Source organism: Streptomyces scabichelini (assembly GCF_011045015.1).
Taxonomy (GTDB): Bacteria; Actinomycetota; Actinomycetes; order Streptomycetales; family Streptomycetaceae; genus Streptomyces; species Streptomyces scabichelini.
This window is the reverse complement of the sequence record NZ_JAAKZY010000139.1, coordinates 1-18,473: the sequence shown is the minus strand read 5'-3', so window position 1 is coordinate 18,473 and position 18,473 is coordinate 1. Positions and strand designations below refer to the sequence as shown.

At 68.5% G+C, this 18,473-nt stretch carries 17 protein-coding genes and 1 pseudogene; 17 read left to right on the top strand and 1 reads right to left on the bottom strand.

Features of this window, described 5'->3' with window-relative positions:
- Positions 1–48: 48 nt before the first annotated feature.
- The 7 genes and pseudogenes from G5C60_RS33605 to G5C60_RS54290 all read left to right on the top strand — a co-directional run bounded on the left by G5C60_RS33605 (position 49) and on the right by G5C60_RS54290 (position 7,191).
- The gene (locus G5C60_RS33605) at positions 49–1,113 is read left to right on the top strand and encodes a YihY/virulence factor BrkB family protein (RefSeq protein ID WP_165264822.1); all 1,065 of its coding nucleotides are present in this window, start codon (positions 49–51) and stop codon (positions 1,111–1,113) included.
- A gap of 36 nt (positions 1,114–1,149) precedes the next feature.
- Positions 1,150–1,695, top strand: coding sequence for a phosphatase PAP2 family protein (locus tag G5C60_RS33600; RefSeq protein ID WP_165264820.1), 546 nt, complete (start codon positions 1,150–1,152; stop codon positions 1,693–1,695).
- Between the two features lie 95 nt (positions 1,696–1,790).
- A complete protein-coding gene (locus G5C60_RS33595) occupies positions 1,791–2,201 on the top strand; it encodes a hypothetical protein (protein WP_165264818.1) in 411 nt (136 codons plus the stop codon).
- Positions 2,198–2,464: a DUF4235 domain-containing protein gene (locus G5C60_RS33590; RefSeq protein WP_165264816.1), complete on the top strand. Its 267-nt coding sequence runs from the start codon at positions 2,198–2,200 to the stop codon at positions 2,462–2,464. Before G5C60_RS33595 ends, G5C60_RS33590 begins: the two co-directional genes overlap by 4 nt.
- A 577-nt stretch (positions 2,465–3,041) precedes the next feature.
- The gene (locus tag G5C60_RS33585; protein WP_165264814.1) at positions 3,042–4,565 is read left to right on the top strand and encodes a sigma-70 family RNA polymerase sigma factor; all 1,524 of its coding nucleotides are present in this window, start codon (positions 3,042–3,044) and stop codon (positions 4,563–4,565) included.
- Positions 4,566–4,758: 193 nt separating this feature from the next.
- A pseudogene (locus G5C60_RS54295) lies at positions 4,759–5,703 on the top strand (glycoside hydrolase family 10 protein); the annotation flags it as partial.
- Positions 5,704–5,706: 3 nt separating this feature from the next.
- Positions 5,707–7,191, top strand: coding sequence for a non-reducing end alpha-L-arabinofuranosidase family hydrolase (locus G5C60_RS54290; protein WP_420907434.1), 1,485 nt, complete (start codon positions 5,707–5,709; stop codon positions 7,189–7,191).
- A gap of 141 nt (positions 7,192–7,332) precedes the next feature.
- Here the strand turns inward: G5C60_RS54290 and G5C60_RS33575 are convergent, their stop codons facing one another.
- Complete coding sequence (locus G5C60_RS33575) at positions 7,333–7,992, bottom strand: hypothetical protein (protein WP_206440313.1); 660 nt, start codon at positions 7,990–7,992, stop codon at positions 7,333–7,335.
- A 139-nt stretch (positions 7,993–8,131) separates the two neighbouring features.
- Here G5C60_RS33575 and hemL point away from each other — a divergent pair, with 139 nt between their 5' ends.
- The 10 genes from hemL to G5C60_RS33525 all read left to right on the top strand — a co-directional run.
- Positions 8,132–9,457 carry a glutamate-1-semialdehyde 2,1-aminomutase gene (gene hemL / locus G5C60_RS33570; protein WP_165264810.1) on the top strand — a complete coding sequence of 442 codons (1,326 nt, stop codon included), beginning with the start codon at positions 8,132–8,134 and terminating at the stop codon, positions 9,455–9,457.
- Positions 9,454–10,128, top strand: a complete 675-nt coding sequence (locus G5C60_RS33565) for a histidine phosphatase family protein (RefSeq protein WP_165264808.1) — start codon at positions 9,454–9,456, stop codon at positions 10,126–10,128. Before hemL ends, G5C60_RS33565 begins: the two co-directional genes overlap by 4 nt.
- Positions 10,129–10,321: 193 nt before the next feature.
- A complete protein-coding gene (locus tag G5C60_RS33560; RefSeq protein WP_165264806.1) occupies positions 10,322–11,608 on the top strand; it encodes a polysaccharide deacetylase family protein in 1,287 nt (428 codons plus the stop codon).
- 66 nt (positions 11,609–11,674) lie between these two features.
- On the top strand, positions 11,675–12,316 hold the full coding sequence (locus G5C60_RS33555; protein ID WP_165264804.1) for a TlpA family protein disulfide reductase: 642 nt from the start codon (positions 11,675–11,677) through the stop codon (positions 12,314–12,316).
- Positions 12,317–12,388: 72 nt separating this feature from the next.
- Positions 12,389–13,126, top strand: coding sequence for a cytochrome c biogenesis CcdA family protein (locus G5C60_RS33550; RefSeq protein WP_165264840.1), 738 nt, complete (start codon positions 12,389–12,391; stop codon positions 13,124–13,126).
- A gap of 3 nt (positions 13,127–13,129) precedes the next feature.
- Entirely contained in the window at positions 13,130–15,043 is a 1,914-nt protein-coding gene (gene resB / locus G5C60_RS33545) for a cytochrome c biogenesis protein ResB (protein ID WP_165264802.1), read from the top strand.
- A complete protein-coding gene (ccsB, locus tag G5C60_RS33540) occupies positions 15,040–16,149 on the top strand; it encodes a c-type cytochrome biogenesis protein CcsB (protein WP_165264800.1) in 1,110 nt (369 codons plus the stop codon). The genes resB and ccsB overlap by 4 nt, the downstream gene beginning before the upstream one ends.
- 85 nt (positions 16,150–16,234) lie before the next feature.
- A complete protein-coding gene (locus G5C60_RS33535) occupies positions 16,235–16,840 on the top strand; it encodes an RNA polymerase sigma factor (RefSeq protein ID WP_338146010.1) in 606 nt (201 codons plus the stop codon).
- Complete coding sequence (locus G5C60_RS33530) at positions 16,837–17,769, top strand: CU044_5270 family protein (protein WP_165264798.1); 933 nt, start codon at positions 16,837–16,839, stop codon at positions 17,767–17,769. The genes G5C60_RS33535 and G5C60_RS33530 overlap by 4 nt, the downstream gene beginning before the upstream one ends.
- A 141-nt stretch (positions 17,770–17,910) precedes the next feature.
- On the top strand, positions 17,911–18,473 hold a 563-nt coding region (locus tag G5C60_RS33525), incomplete at its 3' end, for a hypothetical protein (RefSeq protein ID WP_165264796.1).

Below are 18,473 nucleotides of genomic sequence, written 5' to 3'. Positions count from 1 at the left end.
TGTCGTGAATGCGGGTGTAGGCGGTGCCCAGCCGGATACCCGTGCGAGATGGTGCGGACACTGAAGCGGCACGGAAGGCACGGCGGACACGCCACGGCCGGCCGAGAGGCCGAGGTCGTGCGGGGGACGGATGCCGGGCCGGATGAGCAGGTGGAGCGGCAGGCGCCGGACACTCCGACGGACCTGCCCAAGAGCTCCTGGCCGGCGGTGCTGAAAGGCACTTTGAAGGAGTTCAAGAAGGACGAGCTGACCGACCGGGCCGCGGCACTGACCTACTACGGGATCCTGGCGCTGTTCCCGGCGCTGCTGGCGTTGATCTCTCTGCTGGGGGTCGTCGGGCAGTCGGCGTCGCAGCAGGTGCTGGACAACATCCAGAAACTTGCCCCGGGCGCAGCGCGCGACGTCATCAGCAACGCGGTGAAGCAGATGCAGGGCAACGCCGGACTCGGCTCGATCATGGCGATCGTCGGTCTGGTGCTCGCGGTGTGGTCGGCCTCCGGCTATGTCGCCGCGTTCATCAGGAGCGCGAACGCGGTCTACGACGTCCCCGAGGGCCGTCCGGTGTGGAAGGTGCTGCCGGTCCGGGTCGGCGTGACCGTGGTGCTGATGATCCTGGCCGTGGTCAGTGCGGTGATCGTCGTGTTCACCGGCGGTCTCGCGCGGGAGGTGGGCACGGCGCTCGGGGTCGGTGACACGGGGCTGACGGTGTGGTCGTACGCGAAGTGGCCGGTGCTGGCCGCCCTGGTCACGGTCATGATCGCGATCCTGTACTGGGCGACGCCGAACGCGAGGGGCCGCGGCTTCCGCTGGATCACGCCGGGCAGTTTCCTGGCACTGGTGATCTGGTTGATCGCTTCGGCCGGGTTCGCGTTCTACGTGGCGAACTTCGCCTCGTACAACAAGACCTACGGCACGATGGCCGGCGTCATCATCTTCCTGGTGTGGCTGTGGATCACGAACCTGGCGATCCTGCTGGGCCTGGAGTTCGACGCGGAGATGACCCGCCAGCGCGTCGTCGCGGGCGGCCACCCGGCCGGGAAAGAGCCGTACGTCCAGCCGCGCGACACGCGGAAGTGGGACGAGGAGGACCGCCGCCATCTTGACTCCTCCTGAGTCCTGGAGAGTGTCCTGAGCGGGAAGTCGCTGGTCATGGGTGTAAAGGCGGGTCTACGTGGCGCCGATCGCCGGCTGGCCAGGCGGGCGATCGCGTGGGGGCCGCCGTGGCTGCGTAACGTCGCGCCCGCGGTGGAGGAAGCGGCCGAGCACACCAAGCTGTGGTGGGCGGCAGCCGCAGCGATGGCGGCCACGGGCAGGTGGCGGGGCCGCACGGCTGCCGCCGCCGGGGTGACGGCCATGGCGACGGCTCAGGTGCTGTCCAACGCGGTCGCCAAGCAGCTGTACGGGCGGCGCCGCCCGCCGCGGGAATGGGTCCCGCCACAAGAGCTTCGAGGCCGCCCGGACACCTCCTCCTTTCCCTCCGGGCACACGGCTGCCGCCTTCGCCTTCGCCGGAGCCGTCGCCACGGTGTGGCCGGCCGCCGGTGCGGCTTGCGGGGTGTCGGCGGTGATGGTGGCCGCAGAGCGGATCCACAGCGGTGCCCACTACCCCGCCGACGTGGCCGCCGGCGGTGCGATCGGGCTGGCCGTGGTCCCCCTGGTGCGAGCCGCACCGCATTTGCTGCGGCGTGTGCTCTGACAGGCGGTTGCGTGTCGCCGCTGGGGTACTCGGCCCCCGATCAGCTGGTGGAAGGCGAAGGCCGATGCGGCCGAGATCAAGGAGAGGGCCCAACGATGACCGACGACAAGCCACAGACGGGCGATGAGACGACGCCCACCACGCTCGCGGCGAAGACCGACGTCAAGACCCGCGCCCAGGAGAAGACGGTCGCCGTCAAGCAGCAGGTCGCCGAGAAGACCACGCAGGTCAGGACCCAGCTGCGGGACAAGGCGACGCACGCGGCCCACGCGGTCCAGGACAGGACACCGGAGCCGGTGCGCGCCAAGGCCGCGGCAGCCACCGAGCAGGTCCGCGACACGGCCGCGCACGTCGGAGAGCTGGCCCGGGAGAAGGCCCCGGAACCGGTACGCGAGAAGGCCGGTCAGGGCATGCAGGCGGCGCGGGCCAACCGTATGCCGCTGCTCGCCGCCGCCGGCGCGGTCATCGCGCTGCTGCTCATCCGCCGCTCCAGGAGGCACCGATGAAAGCCTCGAAGATCGCCTACAAGCCGGTCGGCATGGCCATGGGTGCCCTCAGCGGTGTCCTGGCCGGCGCGGTGTTCAAGCAGGTCTGGAAAAAGCTTGGTCATGAGGAGGATGCTCCCGACGCCACGGACGAGCACCGCACCTGGCGTGAGGTCATGTCGGCAGCCGTCCTGCAGGGCGCGATCTTCGCAGGCGTCAAAGCCGCCGTCGACCGCGGCGGCGCCACCGCCACCCGCCGCCTGGTCGGCACCTGGCCCGGCTGACCCTCCCGGCGCATGAAGAGGGCGGGCCCGAAAGCCCGCCCGAAACCAGCGAAGCCCCAGGTCAGGGCCACACCAGGCAATACGGCTGATGCCCCGCCTCATGCAACCGATGGCTGTTTCCCAGCCTCATGTGCCCTGACGGCCCTACAGGGCGAGCGGCTTTTGAAAGCGGTATCGGCGTCTGGCGCAGGCCCTCCAATACCAGGTGGGGGATTACTTCGAGTGCCGTGTTCAGGGCGTACTCCGGTGCCGCGGCGTCGGGGGACCTTTCGATGTCCAGTGCATCGGTCCATTTGCGGGGCTGGTATCGGGCCAGCAGAGCTCGACGGCGAAGCGGCGGGCACGGGCGGGCCTCCCCGCCGTCCACGAGGTGGCCGCCGGCTACCCGAACGCACCCAGATGCTCTCTGGGAGTCGGCCATGGAACACCACCGACAAACCCACAACGCGCGGTACCGGCCCTCCAAGTCGGCGCAGGCCGGTCCAGTGACCGAAGTCACAGGCTCTGGCCGCATACGTTTGCCGACGCTACGGTGTGGCGCCGGACTCGGCGGATCGCTCCCCTGGGGGAGGTGGGAATGAGGCTCATGGATGCGGACCATGCGGGGCTGGTTGTCGCGGCGCAGGCCGGTGACGATCGGGCGCGCGAGGAGCTGATCGCCGCGTACCTGCCGTTGCTCTACAACATCGTCGGGCGAGCGCTGAGCGGACATGCCGACGTCGACGACGTCGTCCAGGAAACCCTGCTGCGCGTGGTGCGCGACCTGCCTACCCTGCGTTCCCCGGAGAGCTTTCGGTCCTGGCTGGTGTCGATCACGCTCCGCCAGATCAATACCCACTGGTCCCGGCAACGCGCCTTCGCCGGCCGGACCACGGTCATCGACGAGGCACGCGAGATACCGGACGCCGGCGCCGAACCTGAGGACATGACGATCCTGCGTCTGCATGTGTCGGACGAGCGCCGTCAGGCTGTCGAAGCCGGCCGGTGGCTCGACCCGGACCATCGAGTGCTGCTGTCGCTGTGGTGGCAGGAACGAGCCGGCTCGCTGAGCCGTGACGACATCGCCGCCGCGACGGGGCTCACGGTCGCCCACGTCGGAGTGCGCCTGCAACGCATGCGCGAGCAGCTGGAACTGAGCCGGACGGTCGTCGCCGCGCTGGAGGCCGACCCGCGCTGTCCGCAGTTGGACGAGACCCTCGTCGGCTGGGACGGTCTGCGTACATCGGTGTGGCGGAAGCGGATCGCGCGGCACACCCGCGACTGCCCGGTCTGCATGGCGACGACGGCAGAACGGGTTCCGGCCGAACTGCTGCTCCTCAGCCTCGCGCCGCTGGCCGTTCCGGCCGGACTCGTCGCCGCGCTGGCCGCCAAGGGCTTGCTGTCGGGTACGGCCGCGAGCGCCGCCGGGCTGGCCACGGCACACGTCACCGTCGGCACGGCGGCGGCGACGGGGACAGGCAGTCTGCACGGCACGCTGATCGGCAAACTCTCCGCGGTGACCGCTCATCCGCTGGTGGGCCTCACCACCGGCGCGGTGCTCATCGCCGGGGGCGCCACCTACGCGACCTGGCCCGAACCGGCGCAGCGGGAGCCCGGCGTCAGCGCCGCTCCCTCCGTCGGCAATCCCACGCCGACCCCGGTGAGTCCGTCCGCCGCCGCGGCCACTGTTCCGCTGGGCGCACACTCGCTGGAGTCCGTGGACGAGCCCGCCCTCTACCTCACGTATGCCGGCGACTTCGCGAAGCTCGGCCGGGTCTCCGCTTCCAGCGGCGCGCAGACACGGCAGCGGGTCACCTTCACGGTCATCCGGGGGCTGGCCGACACAGGGTGCGTCACCTTCCGCGCCGCCGACGGCCGCTATCTGCGCCATCGTGACCTGCGGCTACGGATGAGCACCAACGACGGCAGCGAACTGTTCCGTGAAGACGCCACCTTCTGTCCGCGCCCCGGGGCGGTCGCCGGGGCGGTGACCCTGCGCGCGCACAACTATCCCGGATCGGTCATCCGCCACCGCGACGGTGGCATCTGGCTGGACGGCTCCGACGGCACGAGGGCCTTCGCCGGTCAGGCTTCCTTCATCGTGCGCAGGGCCTGGGCCTGAGTGCTGCGCCATTCATAACGCTTTTTCCCTGCGAGATGCATCACTGAGCAATCGTCCGGACGGCGCGACTTTTCCGTTACGAGACCGCGAGTTCGGAGGCCTCCACTTCGTGGGGTGCCCGATCCCCCTTTGACGTATCTCCTGAAGAAAGTCCTCCAATGACGCGATACACCCGTGACCCCCGAGGAGAATCATGAAGGGCCTGCACCGGCTCGGCCGACGTCGCCGAACATGGGCGATAGGACTGTCGGCCGCGGCGGTGGTGGCCGGTGTCGTGACGATCCTCCCCAACTCCGCCGGAGCCGCATCCCTGGGTACGGAGGCGGCCCCCTCGGGCAGGTACTTCGGCACCGCTGTGGCCGCCGGCAGGCTCGGCGACTCGGCGTACACCGCGATCGCCGACCGGGAGTTCAACATGATCACCCCGGAGAACGAGATGAAGTGGGACGCCGTCGAGCCGTCCCGCGGCACGTTCAACTTCGGCCCCGCCGACCGGATCGTCGACCGTGCGCAGGCGAACGGCCAGCGCGTGCGCGGCCACACCACGGTCTGGCACTCGCAGCTTCCGTCCTGGGTCAGCTCGATCGGCGACGCGAACACGCTGCGCAGCGTAATGAACGGCCACATCACCACCACGATGACCCACTTCAAGGGCGAGCTCTACGCCTGGGACGTGGTCAACGAGGCGTTCGAAGACGGCGGCAGCGGTCAGCTCCGCAGCTCGGTGTTCCAGAAGGTGTTGGGCAACGGCTTCATCGAGGAAGCGTTCCGCACCGCCCGTGCGGCCGACTCCTCGGCCAAGCTCTGTTACAACGACTACAACATCGAGAACTGGTCGGACGCCAAGACCCAGGGCGTCTACAGAATGGTCAAGGACTTCAAGTCCCGCGGCGTGCCGATCGACTGCGTCGGGTTCCAGAGCCACTTCGGCACCGGAGGCCCGCCGTCCAGCTTCCAGACCACTTTGTCCAACTTCGCCGCCCTGGGCGTCGACGTCCAGATCACCGAGCTGGACATCGCCCAGGCATCGCCCACCCACTACGCCAACACGGTCAAGGCCTGCCTGTCCGTGGCCCGGTGCACCGGCATCACGGTGTGGGGCGTGCGTGACAGCGACTCCTGGCGCAGCGGCGAAAGCCCGCTGCTGTTCGACAACAACGGCAACCCCAAGGCCGCCTACACCGCCGTCGTGGACGCCTTCAAGGCCGCCGCCCCCGGTACCACCACCCCCGGTACCACCACCGGTACCACCACCGGCGGGACGACCGGCGGGACCGGTACCGGGGAGATCAAGGGCGTCGCCTCCGGTCGTTGTATCGACATCAACGGCTCTACCACCGTCAACGGCACCCAGGCGCAGCTGTGGGACTGCAACGGACAGACCAACCAGCGCTGGACCTACACCGCCGGCAAGCAGCTAAAGATCTACGGCGACAAGTGCCTGGACGCCAAGGGCAGTGACACCACCAACGGCACCGCGGTGGTCATCTGGGACTGCAACGGCGGCACCAACCAGCAGTGGAACATCAACACCAACGGCAACATCGTCGGCGTCCAGTCCGGGCTGTGCCTCGACGCCGTCGGCGCGGCCACCGCCAACGGCACCAAGATCCAGCTGTACTCCTGCTGGTCCGGCAGCAACCAGAAGTGGACCGGCCTGTCCGGGACGTCGACCTCGACAACGACCTCGACAACGCCCGCGTCGACGGGCGGCACGTGTGCTCTTCCGTCGACGTACAAGTGGAGTTCGACGGGTGCCCTGGCGCAGCCGGCGAACGGGTGGGCCTCACTGAAGGACTTCACCAACGTCGTGCACAACGGCAAGCACCTGGTCTATGGGTCGAACTTCAACGGCTCGGCGTACGGCTCGATGATGTTCAGTCCCTTCACCGACTGGTCGGACATGGCGTCCGCCGGACAGAAGGCGATGAGCCAGCCCGCGGTCGCGCCCACGCTGTTCTACTTCGCGCCCAAGAACATCTGGGTCCTCGCGTACCAGTGGGGCCAGTGGCCCTTCATCTACCGCACGTCGAGCGACCCCACCAACCCCGACGGCTGGTCCGCGCCGCAGCCGCTGTTCACCGGCAGCATCCCCCGCACCGACTCTCCCACCGGCCCGATCGACCAGACCCTGATCGCCGACGACAAGAACATGTACCTGTTCTTCGCCGGTGACAACGGCAAGATCTACCGGACGAGCATGCCGATCGGGAACTTCCCGGGCAGCTTCGGCTCGTCGTACACGACGGTCATGAGCGACACGAGGAACAACCTGTTCGAGGGGGTTCAGGTCTACAAGGTCAAGGACCAGAACCAGTACCTCATGATCGTCGAGGCGATGGGTGCGAACGGGCGCTACTTCCGCTCGTTCACGGCCTCCAGCCTGAGCGGCTCGTGGACCCCGCAGGCCGCCACCGAGAGCAACCCCTTCGCGGGCAAGGCCAACAGCGGTGCGACCTGGACCAACGACATCAGCCACGGTGACCTGGTCCGCAACAACCCCGACCAGACCATGACCATCGACCCCTGCAACCTGCAGTTCCTCTACCAGGGCAAGTCCCCCACCGCGAACGTCCCCTACGACCAGCTGCCGTACCGGCCGGGTGTCCTCACCCTGCAGCGCTGACCGGCCTGATCCACGGTGATCACCCCAAGGAACCCCAGCCGTGCGTCGGCTGGGGTTCCTCTCTTTCGTGGACGTTCATCGTGGGTACGGACCGAAGCACTACGACCCCACCACGACACCGGCCTTGGCGGAAACCCCAGGTCAGGGCCACACCAAGCAGTACGGCTGATGCCCGGCTTCATGAAGCCGGTGCGAGAAGTCCTGCCACTCGTGCAGCAGTTGGTACACGTTGAAAGCGTCCCGGGGGCCACCCCGGTCCGGCACCGTGGACCAGATGAAGGCGGCCGCGCCCACCGCCTCCTCGCCGATCCCGCGGAGGGGGTCGACGACCGTCATGGGGAGTTTCACGACCGCGTAGTCGGGGTGGAGGACCACCAGTTCCAGCGGAGGGACCTTGTTGAGAGGTATGCCCTCGATGCCGGTGAGGACCATCGCGGCCATCGTCTCCGGCTTGATCTTCGTGAACATACCGTTCATGCCGAGCTCGTCGCCGCCGAGTTCCTCGGGGCGCATGGAGATCGGGACGCGAGCGGCCGTCGCGCCGTCCGGGGCCCCGAAATATTTGTACGTCACCCCCACCCGGCCACCATTCCTGCTCCCTGCCCGTGAGGCCTCGTCGATCCGGCGGATCCCGCTCAGCCCGTCGATCCGATCGCCCCGCTCGGGCTCACTCTCCGTCTGCCGTGACTCACGGGTCTCGCGGGTCTCGGCCGCTTCCGCCTCGCGCCGGTGCCTTCCCCGTTGGGCACGCCGAGGGCCGAGGTCATCGGTCCCCTCGCCCAGTCCGCCACCGCGATGCATATCTCCACCCGACTGCTTTTCTAAGGCGCGCAACCCCCGCCACGCAACCCGATCATCGTGTCAGTGACCTCCCCCACGACCGCCCGCCGAAACGTGCGTTGAAACACCTGTCCGCAGGATCTTGGCAGCCTCTGACACCATGGCTTCTGTGAGCTATCAGTACGAATACGACGCCCCAGTTTCTCATGCTCTTTTCGACCGTGCGGCGACCGTCACGCCCGGCGGCGTGAACTCTCCCGTTCGGGCGTTCCGCGCTGTGGGCGGTACGCCCCGGTTCATGGTGTCCGGCACCGGTCCGTACCTGACGGATGCCGACGGAAGGGAGTATGTGGACCTCGTTTGTTCATGGGGGCCGATGATCCTCGGCCATTCCCATCCCGAGGTGAACGCGGCGGTCCAGGCAGCCGTATCCCGCGGCACGTCGTTCGGGACGCCCAGCGAGGGCGAGGTCGCGCTCGCCGAGGAGATCGTCGCCCGGGTCGAGCCCGTCGAGCAGGTACGGCTCGTGTCGAGCGGCACCGAGGCGACCATGTCCGCGATCCGTCTGGCGCGCGGCTTCACGGGGCGGGCCAAGGTGATCAAGTTCGCCGGCTGCTATCACGGGCACGTCGATGCCCTGCTCGCCGCCGCGGGGAGCGGGGTCGCCACCTTCGCGCTGCCCGACACCCCCGGCGTCACCGGTGCTCAGGCCGGGGACACCATCGTCCTTCCGTACAACGATCTCGATGCCGTGCACGAGGCCTTCCGTGCCCACCCCGGCGAGATCGCGTGCGTGATCACCGAGGCCTCGCCCGGGAACATGGGAGTCGTGCCGCCCGGGCCCGGGTTCAACCAGGGGCTCAAGGACGCCTGTGCGGAGAACGGCGCTCTGTACATCTCCGACGAGGTCATGACCGGATTCCGGACCAGCAAGGCCGGATGGTTCGGGATCGATGGGGTACGTCCCGATCTCATGACCTTCGGAAAGGTCATGGGCGGCGGCTTCCCGGCCGCCGCTTTCGGTGGCCGGGCGGATGTCATGGCGCACCTCGCGCCCGCCGGGCCCGTCTACCAGGCCGGCACGCTGTCCGGGAACCCGGTCGCGACCGCCGCCGGGCTCGCCCAGCTGCGGCTGCTCGACGACGCCGCGTACGAGCTGGTCGACGCGGTGTCCGAGCGGGTCCGTACGCTGGTGACGGACGCGCTCACCAAGGAGGGCGTGGAGCACCGGCTGCAGAACGCCTCCAACATGTTCTCCGTCTTCTTCACCGACCACCCCGTGAAGAACTACGAGGACGCGAAGGCGCAGGAGTCGTACCGCTTCACCGCCTTCTTCCACTCGATGCTGGCGCAGGGCGTCTATCTGCCCCCGTCGTCGTTCGAGTCCTGGTTCGTCTCGACGGCGCACGACGAGCGGGCGGTCCAGCGGATCGCCGACGCCCTTCCGGCGGCGGCACGGGCAGCAGCGGAGGCCACGGCAGCATGAGTGACATCACCGTCGTACACGTGGTGCGGCACGGCGAGGTCGCCAATCCGGACGGGGTTCTTTACGGGCGCCTGCCCGGCTACCACCTGTCCGAGTTGGGGCTGCGGATGGCCGAGCGGGTCGCCGACCATCTCGCCACCCGGGACATCACGTACGTCGTCTCCTCGCCGCTGGAGCGGGCGCGCGAGACGGGCGCCCCGATCGCGGACAGACACGGCCTTGGTCTGGCGACCGACCCCCGGCTGATCGAGGCGGAGAACGTCTTCCAGGGCAAGACCTTCGGGGTCGGCGACGGAGCGCTGCGCCGGCCCGAGAACTGGAAGCACCTCCTCAACCCCCTCAAGCCGTCCTGGGGTGAGCCGTACCTGGAGCAGGTCGTACGGATGATGGGGGCGCTGGACGCCGCCAAGGACGCCGCGCGTGGGCATGAAGCGGTGTGCGTGTCGCACCAGTTGCCGATCTGGATCGTGCGCAGCTTCGTGGAGCGGCGGAGGCTCTGGCACGACCCGCGCAAGCGGCAGTGCACGCTCGCCTCCCTGACGACCTTCACGTACCAGGGCGACAAGATCGTGTCCGTCGGCTACACCGAGCCCGCCCGGGATCTCGTACCGGCTCATCTGCTGGCGGGGGCCAAGCCGGTGAAGGGCAAGGACAAGGCGTACGGGGCGTAGGGAGTCTTGAATTCCTTTAGCCCAGCCATGTGAGGACGGTAGTCCCGTCACTTCAGTTCCGTGACGTATGTAACAGGTTCATCTTCATCTGGAACGTGGAATGTGACGCTGTTTCTCGGAACCCCCGCGTTCGTCGCGCCCTCTAATCCCGTGTCATCCGGCACGGAAACAGAGCGCGACGAACGGGGTTGGAATGCGCCACATCAGTCGAAGGGGAATGCTGGGGCTCGGGGCCGGTGCCGCGGCGGCTGTGGGACTCTCGGGGTGCGGTACGGCGCTGGGAGACACCTTCAGTGGCAGCGAAGGTTCCGAAAAGGGCGGTACCAGCGGCAATGGCGGCAATGAGCCCACCGAACGCCCCATCGGCGACGGCTCCACCGCCTTCACGGGCAAGCAGCCCAACCAGCCCGGTCAGCCCGTACCCCTCGAACCCGGCGAGACCCCGCCGCAGTTCGTCGTCTTTTCCTGGGACGGTGCCGGAGACGTCGGCAACGGCCTCTTCGAGCGATTCCTGAAACTCTCCGAAGAGCACAACGCGCACATGACGTTCTTTCTCTCCGGGCTCTATCTGCTGCCCGAGTCGAAAAAGCGCAAGTACCTTCCGCCGAACAATGCGCCGGGCGCCTCCGACATCGGTTATCTGACCGACGACCACATCAAGTCGACGCTGAAGTACGTCCGGCAGGCCTGGCTCGACGGCCACGAGATAGGCACCCACTTCAACGGCCACTTCTGCGGCGGCACCGGCACGGTTGCCAACTGGACGTCCAAGCAGTGGCGCAGCGAGATCGACCAGGCCAAGTCCTTCGTCAAGGAGTGGCGTACGAACACGGGCTGGACCGACGTGTCCGCGCTGCCCTTCGACTACGACAAGGAACTCATAGGCGGCCGCACCCCGTGCCTGCTCGGCCAGGACAACCTGCTGCCCACGGCCCGCGAGCTGGGCTGGCGCTACGACGCCTCCTCGCCCGGCGGCCGCCAGCGCTGGCCCGAGAAGAACCAGGGCCTCTGGGACCTGCCGCTCCAGGCGATCCCGTTCCCCGGCCACACCTTTGAGACGCTCTCCATGGACTACAACATTCTCGCGAACCAGTCGATCAACTCCACCCAGGCGCCGCCCGCCAACTACCCGGGCTGGCGCAAGCAGGCGACCGACGCGTACATAGGCGGATTCAAGCGGGCATACGAGACGAATCGTGCGCCCTTCTTCATCGGTAACCACTTCGAGGACTGGAACGGCGGCATCTACATGGACGCCGTCGAGGAGGCCCTGAAGTACATGGCCGGCAAGAAGGACGTACGACTCGTGTCCTTCCGGCAGTTCGTGGACTGGCTGGACGTGCAGAAGCCGGACGTGCTGGAGAAGCTTCAGTCGCTGGACGTCGGGCAGCAGCCGGTGGGTGGCTGGAACGAGTTCCTCGGGGATGCCGCCGCGAACTCCTCGAAGGGTCAGTCAAAAGGGGTCGGAAAGGCTGCCTGAAATGCGGGTTTCCGGCCGTGAGGGGGGTGCGCAAGATCCCCGGAACGGACATGCGAAACTTTTCACATGAGTGCCGCCAGCCACGCCCCCCAGCGCTCGAACCGCACCCGCACAGCTACCCGTACGCGTAGCCGCGCCGCCCTGTTCACCTGCGGGGCCGCCGTCGCGGCGCTGGTCCTGTCCGCGTGCGGGTCCGGGGGTACGTCCGGGGGGTCGGGCAACACCGGCTTCGTCACCGGCACCGACGGCATCGCCACGGTCGAGGCGGGGGACCGGGCACCGGCCCCCGAGCTGTCCGGCAAGACCATCGACGGCAAGCAGCTCGATGTCGCCGACTACAAGGGCGACATCGTCGTACTGAACGTCTGGGGCTCCTGGTGCGCGCCGTGCCGCGCGGAGGCGAAGAACCTCGTCACGGTCTCCGAGGACCTCAAGGACCAGGGTGTGCAGTTCGTCGGGATCAACACCCGCGACACCGGCACCAGCCCCGCGCGGGCATTCGAGAAGAGTTACGGGGTCACCTACCCGAGCCTGTACGACCCGACGGGCAAGCTGCTGCTCCGCTTCAAGAAGGGCACGCTGAATCCGCAGGCGATCCCCTCCACGATCGTCATCGACCGCGAGGGCAGGATCGCCTCCCGGACGCTCCAGGCGCTCAGCGAGGAAAAGCTCCGCAAGATGCTCAAGCCGATCCTCGCGGAGAAGTGACCGCTCGTGTCCCTCCTCGCCGCCTCCGCCGCTGACCTCGCTTCCACAGCCAACCTCGCCGCCGCCACCGACATGAACGAGACCGTCTACAGCGGTGCCCTGCTGCTCGCCCTGCCGATCGCCGTCCTCGGCGGGCTCGTCTCCTTCTTCTCGCCGTGCGTCCTGCCGCTCGTGCCCGGCTATCTCTCGTACGTCACCGGGGTCGGCGGCACGGACCTCGCCGAGGCGCGGCGCGGGCGGATGGCCGCGGGCGCCTCGCTGTTCGTGTTCGGCTTCACCGTGGTGTTCGTCTCCGGCGGGGCGCTCTTCGGGTACTTCGGCTCGACGCTGTACGACTACCAGGGTGTTCTGTCCAAGGTGCTCGGCGGGCTCATGATCCTCATGGGCATCTTCTTCGCGGGGCTGATGCCCGGGGTCACCCAGCGCGAATTCCGGTTCCACAAGCGGCCGGTGGCCGGGCTTGCGGGCGCCCCGCTGCTCGGCGCGCTCTTCGGGATCGGCTGGACGCCGTGCATCGGGCCGACGCTCGCCTCCGTGCAGGCGCTGTCCTTCGACCAGGCGAGCGCCGGGCGAGGGGCCATACTGACCGTCGCGTACTGCGTCGGTCTGGGTGTGCCCTTCGTCCTTGCCGCGGTCGCCTTCCGCAAGGCGCTCGGTGCCTTCGGCTGGGTCAAGCGTCATTACGTATGGGTGATGAGGATCGGCGGCGCCATGATGATCGTGACCGGGCTGCTGCTGCTGACCGGCGCGTGGGACCGCATTGTGCAGGAGATGCAGGTCTGGTCCAACGGCTTCACCGTAGGGGTCTGATCCATGAGCACGACTGACACCGGCTCGACCGACACCGGCTCGACTGACACCGGCAAGCGCTCCGCGGCCCGGGACGACGACTCGGCCGCCCGGGACACGGCTGCCCGGGACGACAACGACCTGGGGGCCGCGGGCTCCCAGCTCTCCACCGCCCCCCGCGAGGACGCGCCCAACCTGCCCTCGCTGGGCGTCATCGGCTGGGCCCGCTGGTTCTGGCGGCAGCTCACCTCCATGCGGGTCGCGCTGATCCTGCTCTTCCTGCTGTCGCTCGGGGCGATCCCCGGCTCGCTGATCCCGCAGTCCGGGACCGACGAGATGAAGGTCGAGCAGTTCGCGAAGGACCACCCCACGCTCACGCCGATCTACGAGAAGCTCGGGCTGTTCCACGTCTACAGCTCCGTGTGGTTCTCGGCGATCTACATCCTCCTGTTCGTCTCGCTCATCGGCTGCATCGTGCCCCGCACCTGGCAGTTCGTCGGCCAGCTGCGCGGCCGGCCGCCGGGTGCGCCCCGCCGCCTGACCCGGCTGCCCGCCTACACGACGTGGCGTACCGAGGCCGAGCCCGAGGAGGTCCGCGAGGCCGCGCTCGCGCTGCTGAAGAAGCGGCGCTTCCGCTCGCACATCGCCGGGGACGCCGTCGCCGCCGAGAAGGGCTACCTCCGCGAGGTCGGCAACCTCGTCTTCCACATCGCGCTGATCGTGATGCTCATCGCCTTCGCCTGGGGGCAGCTCTTCAGGTCCGAGGGCAACAAACTGATCGTCGAGGGCGACGGCTTCGCCAACACCCTCACGCAGTACGACGACTTCAAGTCCGGGAACCTCTTCAGCACCGACGACCTGCCGCCGTTCAGCTTCACCCTGAAGGACTTCAAGGGCACGTACGCGAGGACAGGGCCCAACAGGGGCACGCCGCGCGTCTACGAGGCCTCCGTCACCTACAGCGAGGGCGCCGATGGCAAGGAGCGGAAGGCCAAGATCGGGCCGACCGATCCGCTGCGGCTCGACGGCTCGAACGTCTACCTCGTCAGCCACGGTTACGCCCCTGTCGTCACCGTCCGCAACGCCAAGGGCGACGTCGTGTTCAGCCAGGCCGTGCCGCTGCTGCCGCTCGACTCCAACGTCACCTCCACCGGCGCGATCAAGGTCCTCGACGGCTACACCAACGCCAAGGGTGAGAAGGAACAGCTCGGCTTCAACGCCTTCTTCGTGCCGACGTTCGCCGGTGCGGGACAGGGCCAGATGCTGTCCCAGTTCCCCGCGCTGGACTTCCCGGTACTGGCACTGTCCGCCTACCACGGCGACCTGGGCGTCGACTCGGGCCTCCCGCAGAGCGTGTACCAGCTCGACAGGACCAACATGAAGGAGTTCAAGGACTCCAAGGGCAACCTGCTCAAGCAGCGGCTCCTGCCCGGCGAGACCATGAAGCTCCCCGGCGGCAACGGCTCGATCACCTTCGAGAAGGACGTCAAGGAGTGGGCCGGCTTCCAGGTCACCCAGGAGCCCGCCAGCGGCTGGGCCCTCGCCGGAAGTTTCATCGCCATCTTCGGCCTCGCCGCCTCCCTCTTCATCCAGCGTCGCCGCGTCTGGGTCCGCGCCACTCCTGGTCCCGACGGCGTCACGGTCGTCGAAATGGCAGGCCTGGGCCGTAGCGAGTCCGCCAAGGTCCCCGATGAACTGGGGAACTTGGCCGGAGTCCTGTATGAGCTGGCTCCGGGCGCGGAGCCCTCCGACTCCACCGCCACGACTGCCGACCCCGACCCGGACACCAAGGCTCCTGACGCCGCCCCGGACACCAAGGCTCCTGACGCCGACGCCGACGCCGACGCCGACGCCGACGCCAAGTCGGGGTCGGCGTCAGAGACCTCCACCCCCGAACCCCCCGCCGTACCTGCCGCCGAAGGGGCTGAGCAGAAATGACTCTCGCCGCCGCAACCGACCTCGCCGCCGCGACCAACGAAAACCTCGCGAACATCAGCAACACGTTGATCTACTCGTCGATGGCCGTGTACACCCTGGCCTTCTTCGCGTACATCGCCGAGTGGCTCCTCGGCAGCCGCAGCAAGGTCGGCCGTACGGCCGCCGCGCTCACCGCCGACGCGAAGGGCGCCAAGAAGTCGGGCGCGCCCGAGGTCACCGTGAAGTCGGCGGGCGGTACCGCCGTCCTGGAGCGGCCCAAGGTCGTCACGCGGGCCGCCGCCGGTGCGCGGGACGTGCCGGACGGGCCGGGCGCGCACGGCGGGGACGAGCAGGGGGACCTCTACGGCCGTATCGCCGTGTCCCTCACCGTGCTCGCCTTCCTGATCGAGTTCAGCGGCGTGCTCACACGCGCCCTGTCGGTGCAGCGGGCGCCGTGGGGCAACATGTACGAGTTCAACATCACCTTCTCCACCGTCGCCGTGGGCGTGTACCTCTCGCTCCTCGCGCTGAAGAAGAACGTCCGCTGGCTGGGCCTCCCCCTGGTCACCACGGTCCTCCTCGATCTCGGTCTCGCCGTCACTGTCTTGTACACCGCCAGCGACCAGTTGGTTCCCGCCCTCGACTCGTACTGGCTCTACATCCACGTCTCCACGGCGATCTTCTGCGGCGCCGTCTTCTACGTGGGCGCGGTCGGCACGATCCTGTACCTGTTCAAGGACTCGTACGAGAACAAGATCGCGAACGGCGGGACGCCCGGCCGTTTCGCCACCTCCGTACTGGAGCGGCTGCCCGCCTCGGCCTCCCTCGACAAGTTCGCGTACCGCGTGAACGCCGCCGTCTTCCCGCTGTGGACCTTCACGATCATCGCCGGCGCGATCTGGGCGGGCGACGCGTGGGGCCGCTACTGGGGCTGGGACCCCAAGGAGACCTGGGCGTTCATCACCTGGGTCGCGTACGCCTGCTACCTGCACGCCCGCGCGACGGCCGGCTGGAAGGGCCGCAAGGCCGCGTACATCGCGCTCATCGCCTTCGGCTGCTGGCTGTTCAACTACTACGGGATCAACATCTTCGTGAGCGGCAAGCACTCGTACGCCAACGTCGGCTGAGCAGAGCCCTTCATACGAGCCGAGGCCGGTTCCACGTGACATGCGTCACGGGAACCGGCCTTCGTCGTACGGACAGGTAGAGGGCGTGGACACGAATCTGCGAAGACGCATCCGCGCGGGGGACCACGACGCTTTCGGCGGTCTCTTCGACGCGTACGCACGCTCCGTCTACAACCATGCCTACCGGCTCACGGGGGAGTGGGCGGTGGCCGAGGACGTCGTCTCGCTGACCTTCCTGGACGCCTGGCGGCTGCGCGAGAAGCTCGACGAGGAGGGCGGCTCGGTGCGGCCCTGGCTGCTCGGCATCGCCACCAACGTCGCGCGCAACACCCGCCGCGCCGCCCGGAGGCACACCGCCGCGGTCGCCCGGCTGCCCCGGGACGAGACGGTGCGCGACTTCGCCGACGAGATCGCGGACCGCCTCGACGACGCCGCGCAACTGGCTGTCGTACGGACCGCGTTGGCGAAGCTGCGGCGGGCCGAGCGGGAGGTGCTGGCGCTGTGCGTGTGGTCCGGGCTGGACTACCGGGTCGCCGCTGAGGCACTCGGGGTGCCCGTCGGCACCGTGCGATCACGGCTCTCCCGCGCGCGGACAAAACTCGCGAAACACATGGAACCGCCGCACGGGCGCGGACAGGTGAAAGGTGACCGCACCACCGCGGTCGGGCCCCTGAAGGAGGGAAACCGATGAACCAGCTTCCCGAGAAAGACCTTCCGCCGGGCCGTCACCGACTCCTCAAGGAGCATCTGATGACCGAGATCCGGCGAGACGAAACCGACATGGCCACCGCCCGTCCGCGCCGCGGATGGCTGCGGCCCGCGATCGCCGCGGCCGCCGTCGCGACCGCTGCCGCCGTCACCTTCGTCGTCCTCCCGTCGTCCGGTGGCGGCGCGAGTGCCCAGCCGCCCAGCAGGGCGACAGTCGCCCTGCTGGAGGACATCGCGCTGGCGGCCGAGCGCGAGAACGACTACGGCGACATCAGGGACGACCAGTTCGTGTACGTGGAGAGCAAGGTGTCGTACTCCGAAGCAGCGGACGGGAAGGTCACGATCCCGCCGCTGCACCGGCTGGAGGTCTGGATGTCGGTGGACGGTCTGCACGACGGCTTGGTGCGGGAGGTGGGCCGCGAGCCCTTCGTCGTCGAGCCCGACGTCAAGCCGGGCGGGACCGGCTGGGAGGTCTCCGCCAACTACAACCACGTGAAGACGCTGCCCACCCACGCCGACGCGATGTACGACTATCTGTACAAGACCGCCCCGAAGTACAGCGGTCAGGAGACCTATCAGGCGATGTTCGTGCTGGTCGGCGATCTGCTGAAGCAGTCGATCGTGCCCCCGGAGCAGGGCGCCGCGCTCTTTCGGGCGGTCGCCAGGATCCCCGGGGTGACGGTGATAGAGGACGCGGTGGACGCCGCCGGACGGCGCGGTGTCGCCATCGCCCGCGAAGACCCCGACAACCCCAGCCGAGATGAGTGGATCTTCGACAAGGAGACCCGTGAGTTCCTCGGCGAGCGCAGTGTGGCCACCGACGACTACTCGGACGTGAAGAAGGGCACGGTCACCAGCAACACCGCCGTCCTGCGCCGGGCCGTCGTCGACAAGGCCGGCCAGCGGCCCTGACCTCACCCTGTCGCCTCAGCTGCCTCCACAGGAGATGCACAGCATGTGAGGGATGTGTGACGACTCGAATCTTCCCTGCGAGCGTCAACTTCGGCTCCTAGGTTGGGCAGTTGGAGTTGAACGTTCGACATGGGGGGAACCGTGACGGACTCTGTCTCCGGCGCATGTGAAGGTGCCGGGAACGAGAGCACGACCGAGACCGAGAACGACCCGGTATTCGTCGACTCCAGTGGGCGCCGACCCCGCTGGGTCCGCCGTGCCGGATGGGGCATGGGGGGAATCTGCGTCACCTACTGCCTGGCCCTCGGGCTGAGCCTGGCGGGGGCGGCACCGTTCGCTCCCGAGACCCTGATGCCGGTACCGGACCGGGACCGCGGGCCGTCCATCCGCGCCGCCGAGGGGAGAGGGCAGGACGACAAAGAGCCCAGCAGGAGTGGGCGTAACGATTCTCCACGGGTCGAGGCGGTGGACCCCTCGGACTCCCCGGCGGACGAGACGTCGCTTTCAGGGGACTCCGAGGGCGGCGGGGAAGAGCCGGCGGGCGGCAGGAACACCGCCCCGGACACACCCGCTCCCGGCCCGACGTCATCGGCGCCGTCCGCGTCCTCTCCGCCCTCCGGTGGCGGGAGCGACGAGAATCCGGACGCCCCGGACGAGAACGACCCGGGCGAGGGCACGACAGCGCCCGCCGATCCCACCCCCAG